The organism is Eikenella sp., assembly GCF_057315495.1.
The window spans coordinates 49,348-64,999 of sequence record NZ_DBHKXY010000019.1; the positions used below are offsets into that span (position 1 = coordinate 49,348).

At 54.7% G+C, this 15,652-nt stretch carries 16 protein-coding genes; 9 read left to right on the top strand and 7 right to left on the bottom strand.

Features of this window, described 5'->3' with window-relative positions:
• Nucleotides 1–11: 11 nt before the first annotated feature.
• Nucleotides 12–416 carry a hypothetical protein gene (locus ACO6EE_RS03060; RefSeq protein ID WP_485959141.1) on the top strand — a complete coding sequence of 135 codons (405 nt, stop codon included), beginning with the start codon at nt 12–14 and terminating at the stop codon, nt 414–416.
• 23 nt (nt 417–439) lie between these two features.
• On the opposite strand, the gene ACO6EE_RS03065 is transcribed toward ACO6EE_RS03060, so the two are convergent.
• Nucleotides 440–1,120, bottom strand: a complete 681-nt coding sequence (locus ACO6EE_RS03065) for an IS1595 family transposase (RefSeq protein WP_485959142.1) — start codon at nt 1,118–1,120, stop codon at nt 440–442.
• 205 nt (nt 1,121–1,325) lie between these two features.
• Here ACO6EE_RS03065 and ACO6EE_RS03070 point away from each other — a divergent pair, with 205 nt between their 5' ends.
• The 6 genes from ACO6EE_RS03070 to ACO6EE_RS03095 all read left to right on the top strand — a co-directional run bounded on the left by ACO6EE_RS03070 (nt 1,326) and on the right by ACO6EE_RS03095 (nt 7,033).
• Nucleotides 1,326–1,580: a tetratricopeptide repeat protein gene (locus ACO6EE_RS03070; protein WP_485959143.1), complete on the top strand. Its 255-nt coding sequence runs from the start codon at nt 1,326–1,328 to the stop codon at nt 1,578–1,580.
• Nucleotides 1,581–1,640: 60 nt separating this feature from the next.
• Nucleotides 1,641–2,336: an aspartate/glutamate racemase family protein gene (locus ACO6EE_RS03075; protein ID WP_485959144.1), complete on the top strand. Its 696-nt coding sequence runs from the start codon at nt 1,641–1,643 to the stop codon at nt 2,334–2,336.
• A 122-nt stretch (nt 2,337–2,458) separates the two neighbouring features.
• Complete coding sequence (rfaE1, locus tag ACO6EE_RS03080; RefSeq protein ID WP_485959145.1) at nt 2,459–3,406, top strand: D-glycero-beta-D-manno-heptose-7-phosphate kinase; 948 nt, start codon at nt 2,459–2,461, stop codon at nt 3,404–3,406.
• A gap of 280 nt (nt 3,407–3,686) precedes the next feature.
• Nucleotides 3,687–5,660, top strand: coding sequence for a DNA topoisomerase IV subunit B (parE, locus tag ACO6EE_RS03085; protein WP_485959147.1), 1,974 nt, complete (start codon nt 3,687–3,689; stop codon nt 5,658–5,660).
• Between the two features lie 197 nt (nt 5,661–5,857).
• Nucleotides 5,858–6,463, top strand: a complete 606-nt coding sequence (locus ACO6EE_RS03090) for a glutathione S-transferase N-terminal domain-containing protein (protein WP_003822255.1) — start codon at nt 5,858–5,860, stop codon at nt 6,461–6,463.
• 165 nt (nt 6,464–6,628) lie between these two features.
• Nucleotides 6,629–7,033: a ClpXP protease specificity-enhancing factor gene (locus ACO6EE_RS03095; RefSeq protein WP_485959149.1), complete on the top strand. Its 405-nt coding sequence runs from the start codon at nt 6,629–6,631 to the stop codon at nt 7,031–7,033.
• A 75-nt stretch (nt 7,034–7,108) separates the two neighbouring features.
• Here the strand turns inward: ACO6EE_RS03095 and ACO6EE_RS03100 are convergent, their stop codons facing one another.
• Genes ACO6EE_RS03100 through ACO6EE_RS03110 form a run of 3 tightly spaced genes read right to left on the bottom strand, consistent with a single transcriptional unit; the run spans nt 7,109 to nt 11,713 of the window.
• Nucleotides 7,109–8,707, bottom strand: a complete 1,599-nt coding sequence (locus ACO6EE_RS03100; RefSeq protein ID WP_485959150.1) for an FtsK/SpoIIIE domain-containing protein — start codon at nt 8,705–8,707, stop codon at nt 7,109–7,111.
• Between the two features lie 13 nt (nt 8,708–8,720).
• Nucleotides 8,721–10,766 carry a DNA sulfur modification protein DndD gene (dndD, locus tag ACO6EE_RS03105; RefSeq protein WP_485959151.1) on the bottom strand — a complete coding sequence of 682 codons (2,046 nt, stop codon included), beginning with the start codon at nt 10,764–10,766 and terminating at the stop codon, nt 8,721–8,723.
• A gap of 2 nt (nt 10,767–10,768) precedes the next feature.
• Nucleotides 10,769–11,713, bottom strand: a complete 945-nt coding sequence (locus tag ACO6EE_RS03110; protein ID WP_485959153.1) for a DNA modification system-associated small protein — start codon at nt 11,711–11,713, stop codon at nt 10,769–10,771.
• Nucleotides 11,714–11,772: 59 nt separating this feature from the next.
• Between ACO6EE_RS03110 and ACO6EE_RS03115 the strand changes: the two genes are divergently transcribed.
• On the top strand, nt 11,773–12,024 hold the full coding sequence (locus ACO6EE_RS03115) for a helix-turn-helix domain-containing protein (protein WP_485959192.1): 252 nt from the start codon (nt 11,773–11,775) through the stop codon (nt 12,022–12,024).
• Nucleotides 12,021–12,497 carry a hypothetical protein gene (locus tag ACO6EE_RS03120; RefSeq protein ID WP_485959155.1) on the top strand — a complete coding sequence of 159 codons (477 nt, stop codon included), beginning with the start codon at nt 12,021–12,023 and terminating at the stop codon, nt 12,495–12,497. Before ACO6EE_RS03115 ends, ACO6EE_RS03120 begins: the two co-directional genes overlap by 4 nt.
• Before the next feature lie 87 nt (nt 12,498–12,584).
• On the opposite strand, the gene ylqF is transcribed toward ACO6EE_RS03120, so the two are convergent.
• The 3 genes from ylqF to hprK form a co-directional block, all read right to left on the bottom strand.
• Entirely contained in the window at nt 12,585–13,514 is a 930-nt protein-coding gene (gene ylqF, locus ACO6EE_RS03125) for a ribosome biogenesis GTPase YlqF (protein WP_485959156.1), read from the bottom strand.
• 324 nt (nt 13,515–13,838) lie between these two features.
• Nucleotides 13,839–14,696: an RNase adapter RapZ gene (gene rapZ / locus ACO6EE_RS03130; protein WP_485959157.1), complete on the bottom strand. Its 858-nt coding sequence runs from the start codon at nt 14,694–14,696 to the stop codon at nt 13,839–13,841.
• Nucleotides 14,677–15,639 carry an HPr(Ser) kinase/phosphatase gene (gene hprK, locus ACO6EE_RS03135; protein ID WP_064090763.1) on the bottom strand — a complete coding sequence of 321 codons (963 nt, stop codon included), beginning with the start codon at nt 15,637–15,639 and terminating at the stop codon, nt 14,677–14,679. The genes rapZ and hprK overlap by 20 nt, the downstream gene beginning before the upstream one ends.
• Between the last annotated feature and the right edge of the window lie 13 nt (nt 15,640–15,652).

Genomic DNA, 15,652 nt, shown 5'->3' on the forward strand with positions numbered 1-15,652 from the left:
GGAGCATGAACATGAAAAAATCCTTTTTTTTCTGCGCGCTTGCCAATGTGGCGGTGGGAGTTTGCCTGCGGCAAATGCCGGGCGCGCTGCCAATTTTGCGTGCGGCGGACGGCGCTTGGGTTTATCCGCAGTCGTCCGGCAGCGATGATGTGCATTTGCTGGCGTCGGCGCTCATGGGGTTTGCCTTTGCCGTGTTCATGCAGCTTTTCCCTCGCCCCGTTGCAGCGGCGGCGTATGTGTTGAATTTGGCGGTTTTGCTGGCAGCTTGCGCTTTGGTTTCGCTGGACGGTAGCCTGTGGGCGGCGGCGAGTTCGGGTTATCCGCTGCCGTTGCTGGCGGTATTTTTGGCACATCTGCCCGTGCTATTTTGGCTGTGGCAGTTTTGCAGGCAGCCTGCACATCAATCCGATAAATAATTATGGGGCTTAGGAAGCAAAATTTATTTTAAAGGATTTTCACGCAACATTCTCAGCAGTATTTTGTATAAATCATTATGCCTGTGATTGAAGCGGAACCCGGTTTCTTTTAAATGCAGGTAAAACGTATGTTTCGGCACCCCGTCAAATTGCACCAGGCGATGCTTGGCGCAGCTCCAAAAAGATTCAATACCGTTAATATGCCGCGTACCGCGAACAAACTCATTGTCACCATGATGTACCCTGAAATGTTTGGCAAAACCCATATCGACCAATCCCCGATAACCGCGCCAACCGTCGGTATTGATGACACTCCCGATACCGACACGGCCTCTAATGACCTTTTGCAGCGTTGCTTTGGAAATATCGGGAACAATCCCGGTATAAACCTTGTCCCCACGTTTCAAAATGCCGAAAACGATGGTTTTCCCACCCGCACCGCGCCCGCGTTTGCCCCTGATACGTTTGGCACCGAAATAGGATTCGTCCAATTCTACAATGCCGTATAAAGGTGCCTGCCTCCCGCATTCGTCAGCCAAACGCCGGCGCAATTTCAGGTACAGGCTGTTGACACTTCTGATGCTGACACCCGTCAGTTTTGCGGTATCGGAGGCAGTCAAATCCAAAGCAAACAGCCGCAGGAGCTGGCGAAATTTGGGCTCGGTAATTTTACTGAACTTTTGGTACTTGTTTTTTAAATTCATTTCAGAAGCTTATCACCATATTGAGTGATTTTGCTTCCTAAGCCCCATAATTATTTAAGGAATAATCTATGAGAAAATCTTTGTCTGCCATCATGTTGCTGGCTCTGCTGCCCGTGTAGGCTGCTTTTGCCGAATCGCGTTCCGAAGTGGTGCGCATGAATGTACCGGCCAATAAAAAGGCACAAAACGAAGCGAACACGGCCAAGTGGCCAACGGGCAAAAAGATTTTGCAACCAGTGGCAGAATCTTCAACCGGCTAACCGAAGCCGCCAAAACTCTGCCCGACCGGGCGCAATCTGTCTTTTTCCAAGGCGTGGCGCTACGTGGGCAAGGCTATGCCGCCGTAGAGCGCGGCCAATGGCAGGCCGCCGAGCAATACTACCTGCAAGCCCTGCGGCTGAATCCGAACGATCAGGCCGCCAAAAACGAATTGGATTTCGTGCGGCGGCACCGCCGCTGATTTTTCAGGTAGCCCATACTGCCCGCAGGCTACCTGAAACCCATCCGAAAGAAAGACCGCATGAACACACTCGGCATCATCGGCGGCATGTCACCCGAAAGTACCGCCGCCTACTACACTCAAATCAACCGCCTCATCAACCGGCAAAAAGGCGGCAACCACAGCGCGCCCATCCTGCTTGCCAGCGTTGAATTTCAAGAAATCGTGGATTGCCAGCAGCGCGGCGATTGGCACAAAGCCGGCGAAATCCTCGCCCAAGCCGCTCGTACTCTGGAGCAGGCCGGCGCAGACGCCGCCCTCCTGGCCACCAACACCATGCACAAAGTTGCCGCCCCGATACAGGCCGCCATCGGCGTACCCTTTCTGCATATTTTAGACAGCGTGGCCGAACGCATCCGCGCACGAGGCATCCGCACCGTCGGCCTGCTCGGCACACGCTTTACCATGCAGGACGAGTTCTACCGCGAGGGTCTGGCCGAACGCGGCATCCAAGCCATCGTGCCGGATGAAGGCATGCAGGCTGAAATCCACCGCATCATTTTCGAAGAGCTCTGCGTGGGCAACTTTACCGAAAACAGCCGCCGTTTCTATGTGCAAACCATCGAACGGCTGGCCGCCCAAGGCGCGCAGGGCATCATTCTCGGCTGCACCGAAATCGGCCTGCTGGTACGCCCAGAAGATACAGCCGCGCCACTGTTCGACACTACGGAAATCCACGTGCATGCCGCCGCTGAATTTATTTTGCGGCCTGCCTAACCTCCGTTGTGGCTCTCAAGGCAGTCTATTACAGTCATATATTTCTCATGTGAAGCTAAACAACTGCTTCAAATACTTGCGCAATAACCCCTATCCCTCTTAATTGATATCGGAGATCAGCCATGAATCCCCCTCTCACCACACTCCCCCAACAGTTCCAATCCGCCCGCGTGCTGGTGGTGGGCGACACCATGCTCGACCGCTACTGGTTTGGCGAAGTGGAGCGTATTTCCCCCGAAGCCCCTGTGCCTGTGGCCAAAATCGAACGCATGGACCAGCGCGCCGGCGGCGCCGGCAACGTGGCGCGCAACATCGCAGCCCTAGGCGGCCAGGCTGCCCTGTTGTCGGTGGTCGGCCAAGACGAAGCCGCCAACGAACTGGAAAAAATCATCCAAAGCAATGGTGTGCAAACCTTTTTAGAGCACGATGAAACCATCGACACCACCGTGAAACTGCGTGTGCTCTCGCGCAATCAGCAGCTTTTGCGCATTGATTTTGAAGAGAAGCCCAGCCAAGACGTGCTGGATCGGCTCAACCGCCGTTTCCGCAGTCTGCTGCCGGACTACGATGCGGTTATCCTTTCCGACTACCGCAAAGGCTGCCTGTTTCAGGTAGCCGATATGATTGATTTCGCCCGCGAGCACAACAAACCTGTGTTAATCGATCCCAAAGGCGACGACTACGAAAAATACGCCGGCGCCAGCCTCATCACTCCCAACCGCAACGAACTGCGCCAAGTGGTCGGCTCGTGGAGTAACGAAGCCGAGCTCACCGAAAAAGCCGAAGCCCTGCGCCGCCACCTGCAATTAAACGCCATCCTGCTCACCCGCAGCGAAGAAGGCATGAGCCTGTATGAGGCGGAGCACATCAGCCACCAGCCCACCCGCGCGCAGGAAGTATTCGATGTATCCGGCGCGGGAGACACCGTCATCGCCACCGTAGGCCTCGGCCTGGCCGCCAAACTAAACTTGCGCCAAGCCATGCACATCGCCAACGCCGCTGCCGGCGTGGTGGTAGCCAAACTCGGCACTGCCGTATGCAGCCAAGCCGAACTACTCGCTGCTTTGTAGCAAGATGTCGAAGCAGGCTAAAGCCCAGCCCCATTCCCAACACAGGCTACCTGAAATTTTGTTCCACTCACTTTCAGGTAGCCTGTTTCTTGTAGACCAGGCAAAGCTTGGATAGCCATAAAGCACCAATCCCAATATGTTAAAATATAGCTGCAGCACTTATTCCTTCCTACCGCGTTGGCTCGCCTTGCCGTACTACTCTGTACTGTCTGCGGCTCGCCGCCTGGTAGGAAAAAATAATTGCTTCAGCTATAAGCCTAATTGAAACGTGAACACACCCATGACCAAGCAATACTCAGAAAGCAGCATCAAAGTCCTCAAAGGCCTGGAGCCGGTAAAAGAACGCCCCGGCATGTACACCCGCACCGACAGCCCCACCCACATCTGCCAGGAAGCCATCGACAACGCTGCCGACGAAGCCCTCGGCGGCTTCGCCAGCCGCATCAATGTGGAAATTCACGAAGACGGTTCGCTTTCCGTATCCGACAACGGGCGCGGCATTCCCGTGGGCCTGCATCCAGAAGAAAATGTGCCCGTGGTCGAGCTGGTGTTCACCCGCCTGCATGCCGGCGGCAAATTCAACAAAACCAGCGGCGACGGCGCTTATGCCTTCTCCGGCGGCCTGCACGGCGTGGGCGTATCCGTAACCAACGCCCTCTCCCGCCGCCTCGAAGTGGCCGTGCGCCGCGAAGGGCGCGAATACCGCATCGCCTTCGCCGGCGGCGACGTGGTCGAGCCTTTAGCCGAAACCGGCAAATGCCCAGCCAAAGACAGCGGCACCACCCTGCGCATCTGGCCCGATACCCGCTACTTCGAAAGCCCCAACTACGACATCGCCGAAATCGAACGCCTGCTGCGGGCCAAAGCCGTACTGATGCCCGGCGTAACCGTTTCCCTCACCCGCTGGCACAACGGCCTGCCCGAAACCCAAACCTGGCACTACCCCGACGGTTTGGAAGGCTACCTGAAAACCCTGCTGGCCGAGCAGGAAAACACCCTGCCCCTGCTTACGCTGCAAAACCACGTTTCAGGTAGCCATCATGGTGATTTTGCCGACGGCGAAGGCGTATCCTGTGCCCTCACCTGGCTGGAAGAAGGCCGCATTACCACCGAGAGCTATGTCAACCTCATCCCCACCCCCGCCGGCGGCACCCACGAAGCCGGGCTCAAACAAGCCCTGTTCAACGCCGTATCCAACTTCATCACCCACCACAACCTCTTGCCGCGCGGCGTGAAAGTCCAAAGCGACGACGTATTCAACCGCGTCGCCTTCGTGCTGTCCGTGCGCATGCTCGATCCGCAATTCCAAGGTCAAACCAAAGACAAACTCACCAACCGCGACGCGCTCAAACTCGTGGCCGCCCTCGCCGGCGACCACGTCGAATTGTGGCTCAACCAAAACCTCGAAGCCGGCAAGAAAATTGCCGAGCTCGCCATCAAACAGGCCCAAGAGCGCATGCGCTCGGTGAAAAAAATCGAAAAACGCAAAGGCAGCGGCATTTCCGTGCTGCCCGGCAAGCTCACCGACTGCGAAAGCGAAGACATCCGCGAAAACGAGCTGTTCCTGGTGGAAGGCGATTCCGCCGGCGGCTCTGCCAAACTCGCCCGCGACCGCAACACCCAAGCCATCCTGCCTCTGCGCGGCAAAGTGCTCAACAGCTTCGAAGTGCACCGCGACCAACTCTTCGCCAACACCGAAATCCACGATATTTCCGTGGCCATCGGCGTAGACCCGCACGGCGAAGGCGACAGCCCCGACCTCTCCGGCCTGCGCTACGGCAAAATCGCCATCCTCTCCGATGCCGACGTCGACGGCTCGCATATCCAAGTGTTGCTGCTCACCCTGTTTTACCGCCACTTCCCCGAGCTCATCCGCCGCGGCCACATCTACGTTGCCCAGCCGCCGCTGTTCCGTGTGGACGTAGCCGCCCAAGGCAGAAAAAAAACTGCGCGCAAATTCTACGCCCTCGACCAAGCCGAGCTCGAAGGCATTCTGGAAAAACTGCGCAAAGAAGGCCTGCGCGAAAACCAATATTCCATCAGCCGCTTCAAAGGCCTCGGTGAAATGAATCCCGACCAGCTCAAAGACACCACCATGCACCCCGACACCCGCCGCCTGCTGCGCGTGCATATCCCCGAACACAGCAGCGAGCCCACCCACAACGTATTTGTGAAGCTCATGGGCAAAGGCGAATCCGCCCAGCGCCGCAGCTGGATGGAAGCCGAAGGCGACAAAGCCGAGCTGGATATTTAAAGCCATAAGCAAAGGCTACCTGAAATATTGCTTTTTCAGGCAGCCTTTACTCTCATCTCAAATTTAAATTAATTACATAAACATCATCAAGTTACATCGATTTTCTAGCCATAAAACCGCCGGCAGGCTATAATACGCGGCTAGCATACGCCGGCAGTCTTGCCAAGCCGGCAACACCGTTTAGGGAGAATACAGTTATGATGGTTTTATACTCAGGCATTACCTGCCCCTTCAGCCACCGCTGCCGCTTCGTGCTATACGAAAAAGGCATGGATTTCGAAATCAAAGATGTAGATATCTTCAACAAACCCGAAGATCTCTCCGTGATGAACCCCTACAACCAAGTACCCGTATTGGTTGAGCGCGACCTCATCTTGTTTGAATCCAACATCATCAACGAATACATCGACGAACGCTTCCCCCATCCGCAGCTTATGCCCGGCGACCCCGTGATGCGCGGTCGCGGCCGTTTGGTTTTGTTCCGCATGGAAAAAGAACTGTTCAGCCACGTGCAAAAACTCGAAAGCCCCGATACATCGGCCAAAGAGCAGGCCAAAGCGCGCGAAGCCATCAGCCAAGGCCTCACCCTGCTCGCTCCCGCCTTCTCTAAAAATAAATACGTGCTGGGTGACGACTTCTCCATGATCGACGTCGCCATCGCTCCCCTCCTATGGCGGCTCGACCACTACGGCATCAAACTGGGCAAATCCGCCGCGCCCATCCTGAAATACGCCGAGCGCATTTTCCAACGCGAATCCTTTATCGCCGCGCTCACCGCCGCCGAAAAAGCCATGCGCCGCTAAGCATATAGGCCGTTTGTTTGGAAACCGCTTCCGCGTTGTCTAAACAAGCGGCTTTTAGCTGAAATCATGATTTTTCATTCCAGGCGGCTATCCAACGCCGTAGGAAGTGAAGTATTTTAGCGATATGTTTTTCAGGTAGCCTTTCGCCACACAGGAATCTTGCCCATGAACCCCACCCTCAAACCCTACCTCGTCCGCGCCCTGCACGAATGGTGCAGCGACCAAGGCCACACACCCTACATCCAAGTCTGGGTAAACGAGCACACCCGCGTGCCCATGCAGTTTGTGAAAGACAACCAAATCATCCTCAACATCGGCGCCACCGCCTGCGCCGGCCTGCACATCGATAACGACTGGGTCAGCTTCACTGCCCGCTTCGGCGGGGTGGCGCACGAGATTTGGATTCCGGTCGGCCACATCGGCGCCATCTATGCCCGCGAAACCGGCGAAGGTATGAACTTCGACATCACGCCCTACGAACCCAGTACCCCGCCCCAACCCGAAGCGGGCAACAGCGGCAAAGACAGCAAACCCGCCGGCAAACACAAAGGCCTGAAGCTGGTGAAATAACCCTGACACGACCAAAACAAAGGCTACCTAAAAAGCAGTTTGTATGCTTTCAGGTAGCCTTTTAATACCTCTTTACTACACGTTATATCCATGCAAAAACCTTGCTGCGCCGCCGTTCCATTTAACCAGGTGGTCGCCGCTGCCCACAAGTTTTTCCGCTCCCAAACCGCCTTCACCCAGCACGATTTCCGATGCCCTAGCATTAACCACGCTAAATGCGATGCGGGTGGGAATGTTGGCGCGCAGACGTTGGGAGAAGCTTTCGCTGTTAGGTGTTTGTGTGGACAACAACAAGAAAATACCTGCAGAACGGGCTTTTTCGGCAAGCTGGCAAAGCAGGTCTTCTACTTCTTTGTTTTTACTTAGCAAGTTGGCCACTTCATCCACCACGGCGACAATATAACGCGGCAATACCATGCCTTCAGGTAATTCGGCAATATTGCGTTTTCCTTCCAACTGTAACAGCTCGTTCCGCCTTTCTACTTCGCCTGCAAGCTCATACAGGATTTCATCCATCTCCGAACTGTCGGTGATAATTCTCCCTTCGCGGATATAATCGGGATAATTCTGCAAAAAGGTTTGATATTCGGTCTTTTTCGGGTCGAGAATGACGACTTCCACTTGCTCCTTGCTGTTCAGTTGCAAGAGGCTATGCAGCAGACTGTGAACAAAAACGGATTTGCCCGATCCAGTTTTTCCGGCAACAAAACTGTGTACAGCAGCGGTTAAGTCGTCAAACACAGGTTCGCCGCGTTCGTCCAAGCCGATACACACGGGCAGTTTGAACTGCCGTGCCGATGCGCGGTATTGCTGCAAGGCCGTCTGAAACTCACTTTGCCCGTATTGCCGCCAAGTGTCTTGCGGGCGCAGGATGTTGATGTGCCAGGTGTTGGCTTCGCCGCGTATGCGCCCGCAGCGCATTTCGTCATCACCGATGCCTAATTCGGAGCAAATCTGGCTATGGTATTTGTCCAAATCCACATAGCAGTCGAACTGTACGCGCAAGCAGTCGTAGCGCACGCCGCCGTATTCTGGCTGTATCGTACCGCCTTTCCCAACTGTTTTGTCCAGTGCGGTTTTGAGTTTGGTGCAGGCTGCATCGGGTGTCTCGGCATTTTCCGCGTGAAGGCTGTCTGAAAAAGAATTTTTCCCCATGCTTTGCCGTCCTCCGCTGTTTTTAACTGCCAATTCGGCCAATTCGTTCAAAAAGGCCTGCCGTTGCGCCAAATCGTCATCAGGTTTGAATTGTCTGCAACGTTCCCAAAACGCATGCAAACCAAGCGCGCCGGTATGCCACAGGTCGGCAATCAATTTGTACAAATCATCTTTTCCCGCCGGTTTACCCTGTCTGATGTGGAACAGGGTCTCGCTCAGTAGGGCAAGCCACAGCCGCGAATAGTCTTGAAAGCAGGTTTGGAAAGACGGGATATCAATGCCTTTGGTATCGGGGGCAGCAGTCAATTTTTCAGGCCGCTGCGCCCAGCCTTTGGCAAAGCAATAGCCGATACAGAGTGTCGCCCAGTCGTAGTTGTTGTCCAGATGCGGCAGCGCACCCGCGTGGGTGAGTTTTTCACGTATGGCTTTAGCTTCACTGCTGGAAATAATGTGTTTGTCGCTAATCAGGGCGTGGAAATAATCGGAATCCCACTGGCGGTTGTCTGGCAGTAGATACATGTTGTTCCTTTAATTATTGGAAATAAACATCAGCGGTTACGCGCGAACATGCGCCTGCGCTGTCCAGCGATTCGGCTTCCACCAGATATGTGCGGCCGATATGCGGGTCGAGACGGCGGTACACTTCGGGTGTGATTTCGGTATCCTGTGACAGCAAAATCACCTGCTGTTCCAGCCCACTCCAATGTCTGAATAAACCTTCGCGGTGGCCTTCGTCCAAACGTGCCAGCGGGGTATCGATGACGAAGGGGGCGGGATAGCGGGTAACTTCCGCCAATGCCGATACCAGTGACATAATCAGGATCTGCATTTGTCCGGCCGACAAATCCACCTGTGCTTCCCTACCGCTACTGCCGTACAAGCCCATCCTGCCGTCTGCTTCGATGCTGATTTTGTGGATGCGCTCATCATGCGAAATGGCGCGGTTGATGCGGGTAGCGGTTTCACCGATTTCGTCCGCCTTCTGCCGCGTCAGCGCATCGGTCAATGCGGCAATGACTTTTTCCACCTGCCCCGCACGGCGTGACTTCACCATCAGCGGGTTGCTGTCGCTGATTTTGTCTTGCAGTTTGCTGACTTCATCCTTCCTGCGCTGGCATTCTTTTTCTTTTTGCAACACGTTGCTTTTCAGGCTGCCCGAACGTTCTTTCAGAATATCGGCCTGCTTGTTCGCCTGTTTGAGTTGTTCTACTAATTCGTCTTTGTTGCTGCCTTTGAGCAGCTCCAAATCTTCCAAAACTTGTTTTTGTTCGCGCCGGCGCTGTTCGATGTCGGCCAGCAGGCTGCCTATTTTGCCTTGCGGCATGCCTTGCAGGCGGCTAATTTCACTTTGGATTTCAGCATGGGCGTTTTTCGAGAGATAGTTGTGCTCAATGATTTCGGCACAATTGTCAGGCAGCGGGTAAAACAATTCGTTCCAGCATTCAGCCACCGCTTCCTTCATCAGCGGATCTTCCAAAATAGCACCGGCCGAACGCCCCAATACTTCTTTGACTTTGCCACTACCGACAAACGCACTCCAAAAATCATTCACTCGTCCCGCAATCTGCTCTCTGCCGGCTTCGTGATGCAGGCGGTTTGCTTCGCGTTCGAGTTTGCTTTTTAGCGCGTTCAGACTGTCTGATGGTAGGAAGGACAGAGGCATGGCTTTAACCGCCGCTTTGACCTTCGCATTGAAGTCGTCCATTTCCTTTTCCAGCCGTTCACGCTGCTTCAGCAAATCCTGCGAAGTCCGAATGTCGCTACCACCACCTAGCTGCTGTTGCAGCCTACTTCGTTCCTCATCCCAATGTGCCCATTCCTGTTGCATTTTTTCCCACTCCTCACGAAACACATCGTATTGGGCTTGGGCAGATGCCAGTGCGTTTTCGGCTCTTTCCAAATCTTCCTGCATTTTTTGACCTGCATTTTCGGAAATGCAGCGTCTGCGGTAATCGCCAAGGCTACCTGCAAGCCGTGTCAGCAGAGTTACTCCCAGCAGACCTTTCAGGGCCGTGTTGAGCCACATGCCTGTGCCACTGCGTTCGGCAGCCTGTACGATTTTTTCGCCGTCAAAAAAGAAAAACGGCGCATAATCGAACGGCAGAGCGTAGGTATTGAGATATTTGTCCAATTCGGCTAAATCGACGGGCAGATAGCAGTCATCAATCAGCACATCCGCCCGCGTTTCGGTGTTTTCGCGTTCAAACTGCCTTTTCTCGTTGAAATGCCATTTTCGGCGGATTTTCAGACCGCAAACCTTACCCTGCCTCCGTTGGCGGATTTCGATTTCTAACTCGATGCGGTATCGGCCGTATTGCTGCGCGGCTTTGTGGTGTAGCGCGGCCTGCAGGAAATTCGGGTAATTGACATCTTTGCTGTTCAAGCCTGCCCGCTGCAAATGGCTGACCGCATCCGTGTCATACAGGCACAGGTAAACCGCTTCTAGCAAAGTGGTTTTGCCATGTCCGTTCATCGCGCCGATTAAAACGATGTTCTGCCCGTTTTTCGGTTCTGGAAAGGAAAAGGCCGCTTCTTTGTAGGATTTGAAATTAAGCAGTCTGATTGAATGTATCCACATATTCAGCCCCAATATTTCCTGTTTTCAAAAACTTCATCGAATACTTCGGTCATGCCACGTTTGCGGATCCGTTCCTGTTGTTCACGCTCCCATGCTGCCAAATCGGCCAGCGCATCGGGCGATACACCATGTTCGAAGGCAATTTTCTCCATTAGATTTCTGGCGTTTGCATCACTCCACAGCAGCAAATCAGCCACCTGTTCCCGTGTTTCCGTCTTCATTAGCACAATCGGACATTCGCCGCCGGCAGCTTCTCGGTATAGCTTGATTAAATCGTTGTGTGTGCCGCCCCAGGGTGGGTCGTTGGTAGCAAGAAATTCCCACACGTCGTCGGTACTCAAATCGGCAATCGGTCGGTACACCAACGCGTTTTTCAGATCGCCGTGCGGGGTCAGATTGCTGTTTTCTAGATTTTGGTGGCTTTCGATACTGGCCTTGCGGGTGGCGGATTCGTCTTTGCGCACGCCCAGCACGATGATGGCTTTGCCGTTTTCGTTTACTTTTTGCAGGATGTAGCCACTAGTAGGCTGGATTTTCAGGCGGTCGGTGCACCAGCGCATTGAGCGGTTGGGCGTGGGGTAGCCTTTGCCGATGAGTAGCGTCCAAAAGGTGTCCTGCAATTTCGGCACGGTGATTTCGCCGCTGACGGGCAGCCTGAAAATTTCGGCGGCACGCAGAATTTCTGCCAAAGATTGGCGCATGTGTTTCACTACCAGCGGGCTTTCCACCAGCGTGTCGTTGGAAACGAAGAACACCTGCCGCGTCCGCAGCATCGGTGGCAGCGAAAGCAGCATGTCAAACACCAAATGGGCGACAAGGGTGCTGTCCTTGCCGCCTGAAAAGGTAACAATCCAAGGGTAGTGCTGTGTTTCGCTCAAATATTCTTCAGCGATGTTTTGGCGTATATCCTCAAACGGATTGGCTTTGTTTATGGGGATAACTTTCATACATTTTCTCATTTGCACCGAAAACAGGTGCATTCGTGATTGTACCTAAAATCGGTGCAATGAAGAACATCCGGCTGTCGGTTCACTCCAAGGAACATGCGAAATTGCGACAGCTCCTTATCCGGCGGCGCTTGGATTTGGGGTTGTCGCAACGTGCGTTGGCGGAGCGGATGGATGTGGTGCATTCATTCGTGGGGAAAGTGGAAACAGGTGACAGGCGGATGGATATATTTGAATTTATCGAATACTGTCGGGCTTTGGATTGGGATGCGCCGGAGATATTGCGGGGTTTGCAGGAGGACTCGGTATGACGAATTTACCGGTGTTGTTGAAATATGTAGAGCAATTCCGAGGATTGCATACCAGTTTTACTTATGCACAAAATCACTCACCACACAAATTTATTTTGCTGTACAGCCTGTGCCTCCTATATGCTTCCGGTAGCCTGAAAACAGAACAGATTAACTTTTCTGACGAATTATTAATTGAATGGCAGATGGTGTTTCGGCGGCAATGGCAACGGTGGGTAGCAAACGACTATCATCAGGAAAAATTCGGCATGCCGCTTTACCACATGAAGTTTGAGCCATTTTGGCATTTCCGCGTCAAACCCGATATGGAAGATATGTTTGAACAAAAAAACCGTATGAAGGCTTTATCCAGCTTGCGCCAAGCCGTTTCAGGAGTGGAACTCGATTTGCCTCTCTCATGCCTGCTGCGACAGGAGGAAACGCAGCAGGTGCTGCAAGATGTGTTGCTGGCAAGGTTGTTTAAGATTCTGTAACAACATGGTAAAACTGTAAACGGAAGAAAATAAAGGCTACCTGAAAGCATACAAACTGCTTTCAGGTAGCCTTTTGGTATATATCGCCTATTTCCCCTTACGCCGTTCAGCCTGCCGCTCGGCACGTTTGGCTTGCAGGCGGGCTTCTTCTTCGCGGGCGGCAGCAAGCCAGATTTGCCACTGTTCGGGGGTTTCGAGGGTGATGCGGCCGATTTGGCCGTCGCGGAAATCGGTGAGGGTGTTTTCAGCGGCTTTTTGGTAGTTGATGCGGCCGCCGCCAAGCAGGGCGCCGCGCCGGCGGCCGATCCATTCGAGCCAGTCGGTGTCTTGCCAGCTTTGGCTCTCTTCCGGGTCGGCTTGGTAGCGAGATTGCAGTTGGGGCAGGTAGTGTTGGCGCAGATAGTTGAGCAGCTCGAGAGCAACGGTTTCTTCATCCAGCGCATTGCGGCCTACTGCGCCGCTGGCGGCGAGGTTGTAGCCGCTTTGCGGAACGATGATTTTCGGCCAAAGCATGCCGGGGGTGTCGTAGAGCCAGAAGTCGTCGGCAAGCAACAGGCGTTGTTCGGTTTTGGTGATGCCGGGCTCGTTGCCGGTTTTGGCAGATTTTTTGCCGATCATGCCGTTGATCAGGGTGGACTTGCCCACATTAGGAATGCCGCAGATGAGCACGCGCAGGGGACGGTCGATGCCTTGCCGCTGCGGAACCAGCGCACGGCAGGCGGCGGTGATTTTTTGCGCAGCTTGGCGTTCGGAAGCATCAAGAGCCAGAGCGCTGGTGTTGGGGCGATTTTGCAGTTCGGCCAGCCACACTTGGGTGAGCTCGGGGTCGGCAAGGTCTTGTTTGTTTAGTAAATAGAGCTTGGGCTTGCCACGCGAAAGCTGTGCAAGCAGTGGGTTCTGGCTGGAGGCAGGCAGGCGGGCATCCAGCATTTCGATGACCATATCGGTGCTTTTCAGCCGCTCGATGAGGGCTTTTTTGGTTTTGTGCATATGGCCGGGAAACCATTGGATGCTCATGATGTTTTCTTTCTATTGGTTTCAGGTAGCCTTTGGCAGGAAAAGGCTACCTGAAAATGTTAGGAGTACTGATTGGCAGTGTTGAAACTGATCTTTTTAGCGCTGCAGAAACTCGCCTTCCCTCGGAAGTCTCGGTCCGCTCCGCAGAAACTTGCCTTCCTGCGGAAGTCTGGTTTTAGCTTCGCAGAAACTTGTCCTCCTGCGGAAGTCTGGTTTTAGCTCCGCAGAAACTCGTCCTCCTGCGGAGGCCTCGTTTTCAGGTAGCCTGTTGGTGTTGGGGCTACCTGAAACTCAAGCTTCAACCAAAGCAAATATGCTTGGCGCTCACGCGCGGTGGGCGGCGGTGGTAGGAAGCTGGCGATGGCGCACCCACACGGGGTAGTCGCGCAGGCGTTCGGCCACGGCTTCGGCCACGAATACGGAGCGGTGCTGACCGCCGGTGCAGCCGATGCCGACCACGAGCATGTGCACGCGGGTTTGGCGGGCGTATTCGGGCAACCAGCGGTTTAGGTAGCCGCTGATGTCGGCCACCATCTGCTGCACGACTTTGAATTGGGCGAAATAGGCGCGCACGGCTTCGTCGCGGCCGGTGAGTTCGCGCAGGTTTTCATCGTAATACGGGTTGGGCAAGGCACGGGTGTCGAAGAGGAAATCCAAATCCAGCGGCGCGCCGTATTTGAAGCCGAATGATTCGATCACCACCTGCAAACCGCCGTGGCTGAGAGCGAGCCACTCTTGAATGCGAAATTTTAAATCGCCGATGCTGTCATGGGAGTTGTTGATGCAAAAGGCGAAACTCTGCCACGGTTGGAGCATTTGCCGCTCGGCGGCTATGCTTTCGGCCAGGGTAAGGGTGGTGGCGGCTAGGGGATGGCGGCGGCCGTGGCGGTCGAGCCGGCGGATGAGGGTGGCGGTGTCGGCATCAAGAAACAGCAGGCGCAGGGGGTGGCCTTGGCGGCGGATGGCACGCAGGCAGTTTTGGATGGTGTCTTGGGGATACGGCAGGCGGATATCGAGGCTGATGGCCAGCTTGCTGATTTGGCTGGCAGCAGATTGGGCCACCAATTGTGGCAGGAGCGCGGGCGGAATATTGTCCACGCAAGTGAAGCCCATATCACCGAGCAATTTTAAGGCAACTGTTTTTCCCGAGCCGGTAAGCCCGCTAATCAGCACTATCCTCATGGCTGCGTTCGTCTTCCCTCAGCATGGCGGTATGGCGTTCTAAAAATTCTTTGGTACTGTCTTTACCGCGCGCCTGCAGAATATAGTTGCGCACCGCTGCTTCCACCAGCACGGCGAGGTTGCGGCCGACGGCCACCGGCAGCGTAACCGAGCGTACGGCCACGTTGAGGATGGTTTCGGTTTCGCTCTGGATGGAAAGGCGGTCGAGCGTTTTCATGTAGTTGTCGTCGGCCAGCGTCAGGTTGATGATGAGCTTGAGCTGCTTGGAGGGCAGCACGGCGGTTTCGCCGAAAATGGTGCGGATATTGAGCACGCCCAGGCCGCGCACTTCGAGAAAATCGCGCAATACGGCCGGGCAGCGGCCTTCCAGCGTTTCCGGGCCGGTGCGGTAGAGCTCCACCGCGTCGTCGGCTACCAAACCGTGCCCGCGCGAAATCAGCTCCAAAGCCAGCTCGCTCTTGCCCAAACCGGATTCGCCCATCAGCAGCACGCCGATTTCAAACACGTCCAAAAACACGCCGTGTTTCACGGTGGAGGCAGCCAGCACGCGCTGCAAATAAATCCGCAGCACGTCCATCAAAAACGGGCTTTCGGTTTTGGACGTGAGCAGCGGCACGTTGTGGGTGTGGCAATAATCGCGCAGCATGAAAGGCACGGGCAGATCGTTGGCCACAATCACCAGGGCAATGCTCAAATCGAAGAGTTCGTCCAGGCTCGCCTTCACTTCCCCGGCGGCCATCTTATCCAAATAGGCCACTTCGGCCACGCCCAACACCTGCACTTGGTTGGGATGGATAAAATTCAAATGCCCCACCAGCGCCAACACAGGTTTGTCGGCATCCACGCTGATGCGGTTGTCTGCGCCCGCCGTGCCGGCCGACCAAGCCAAACTCAGCTTGGCCTGGTTGTCTTGATAGAGCTTGCGCACGGAGATGCTGGGCATAGGCGTCCTGTTG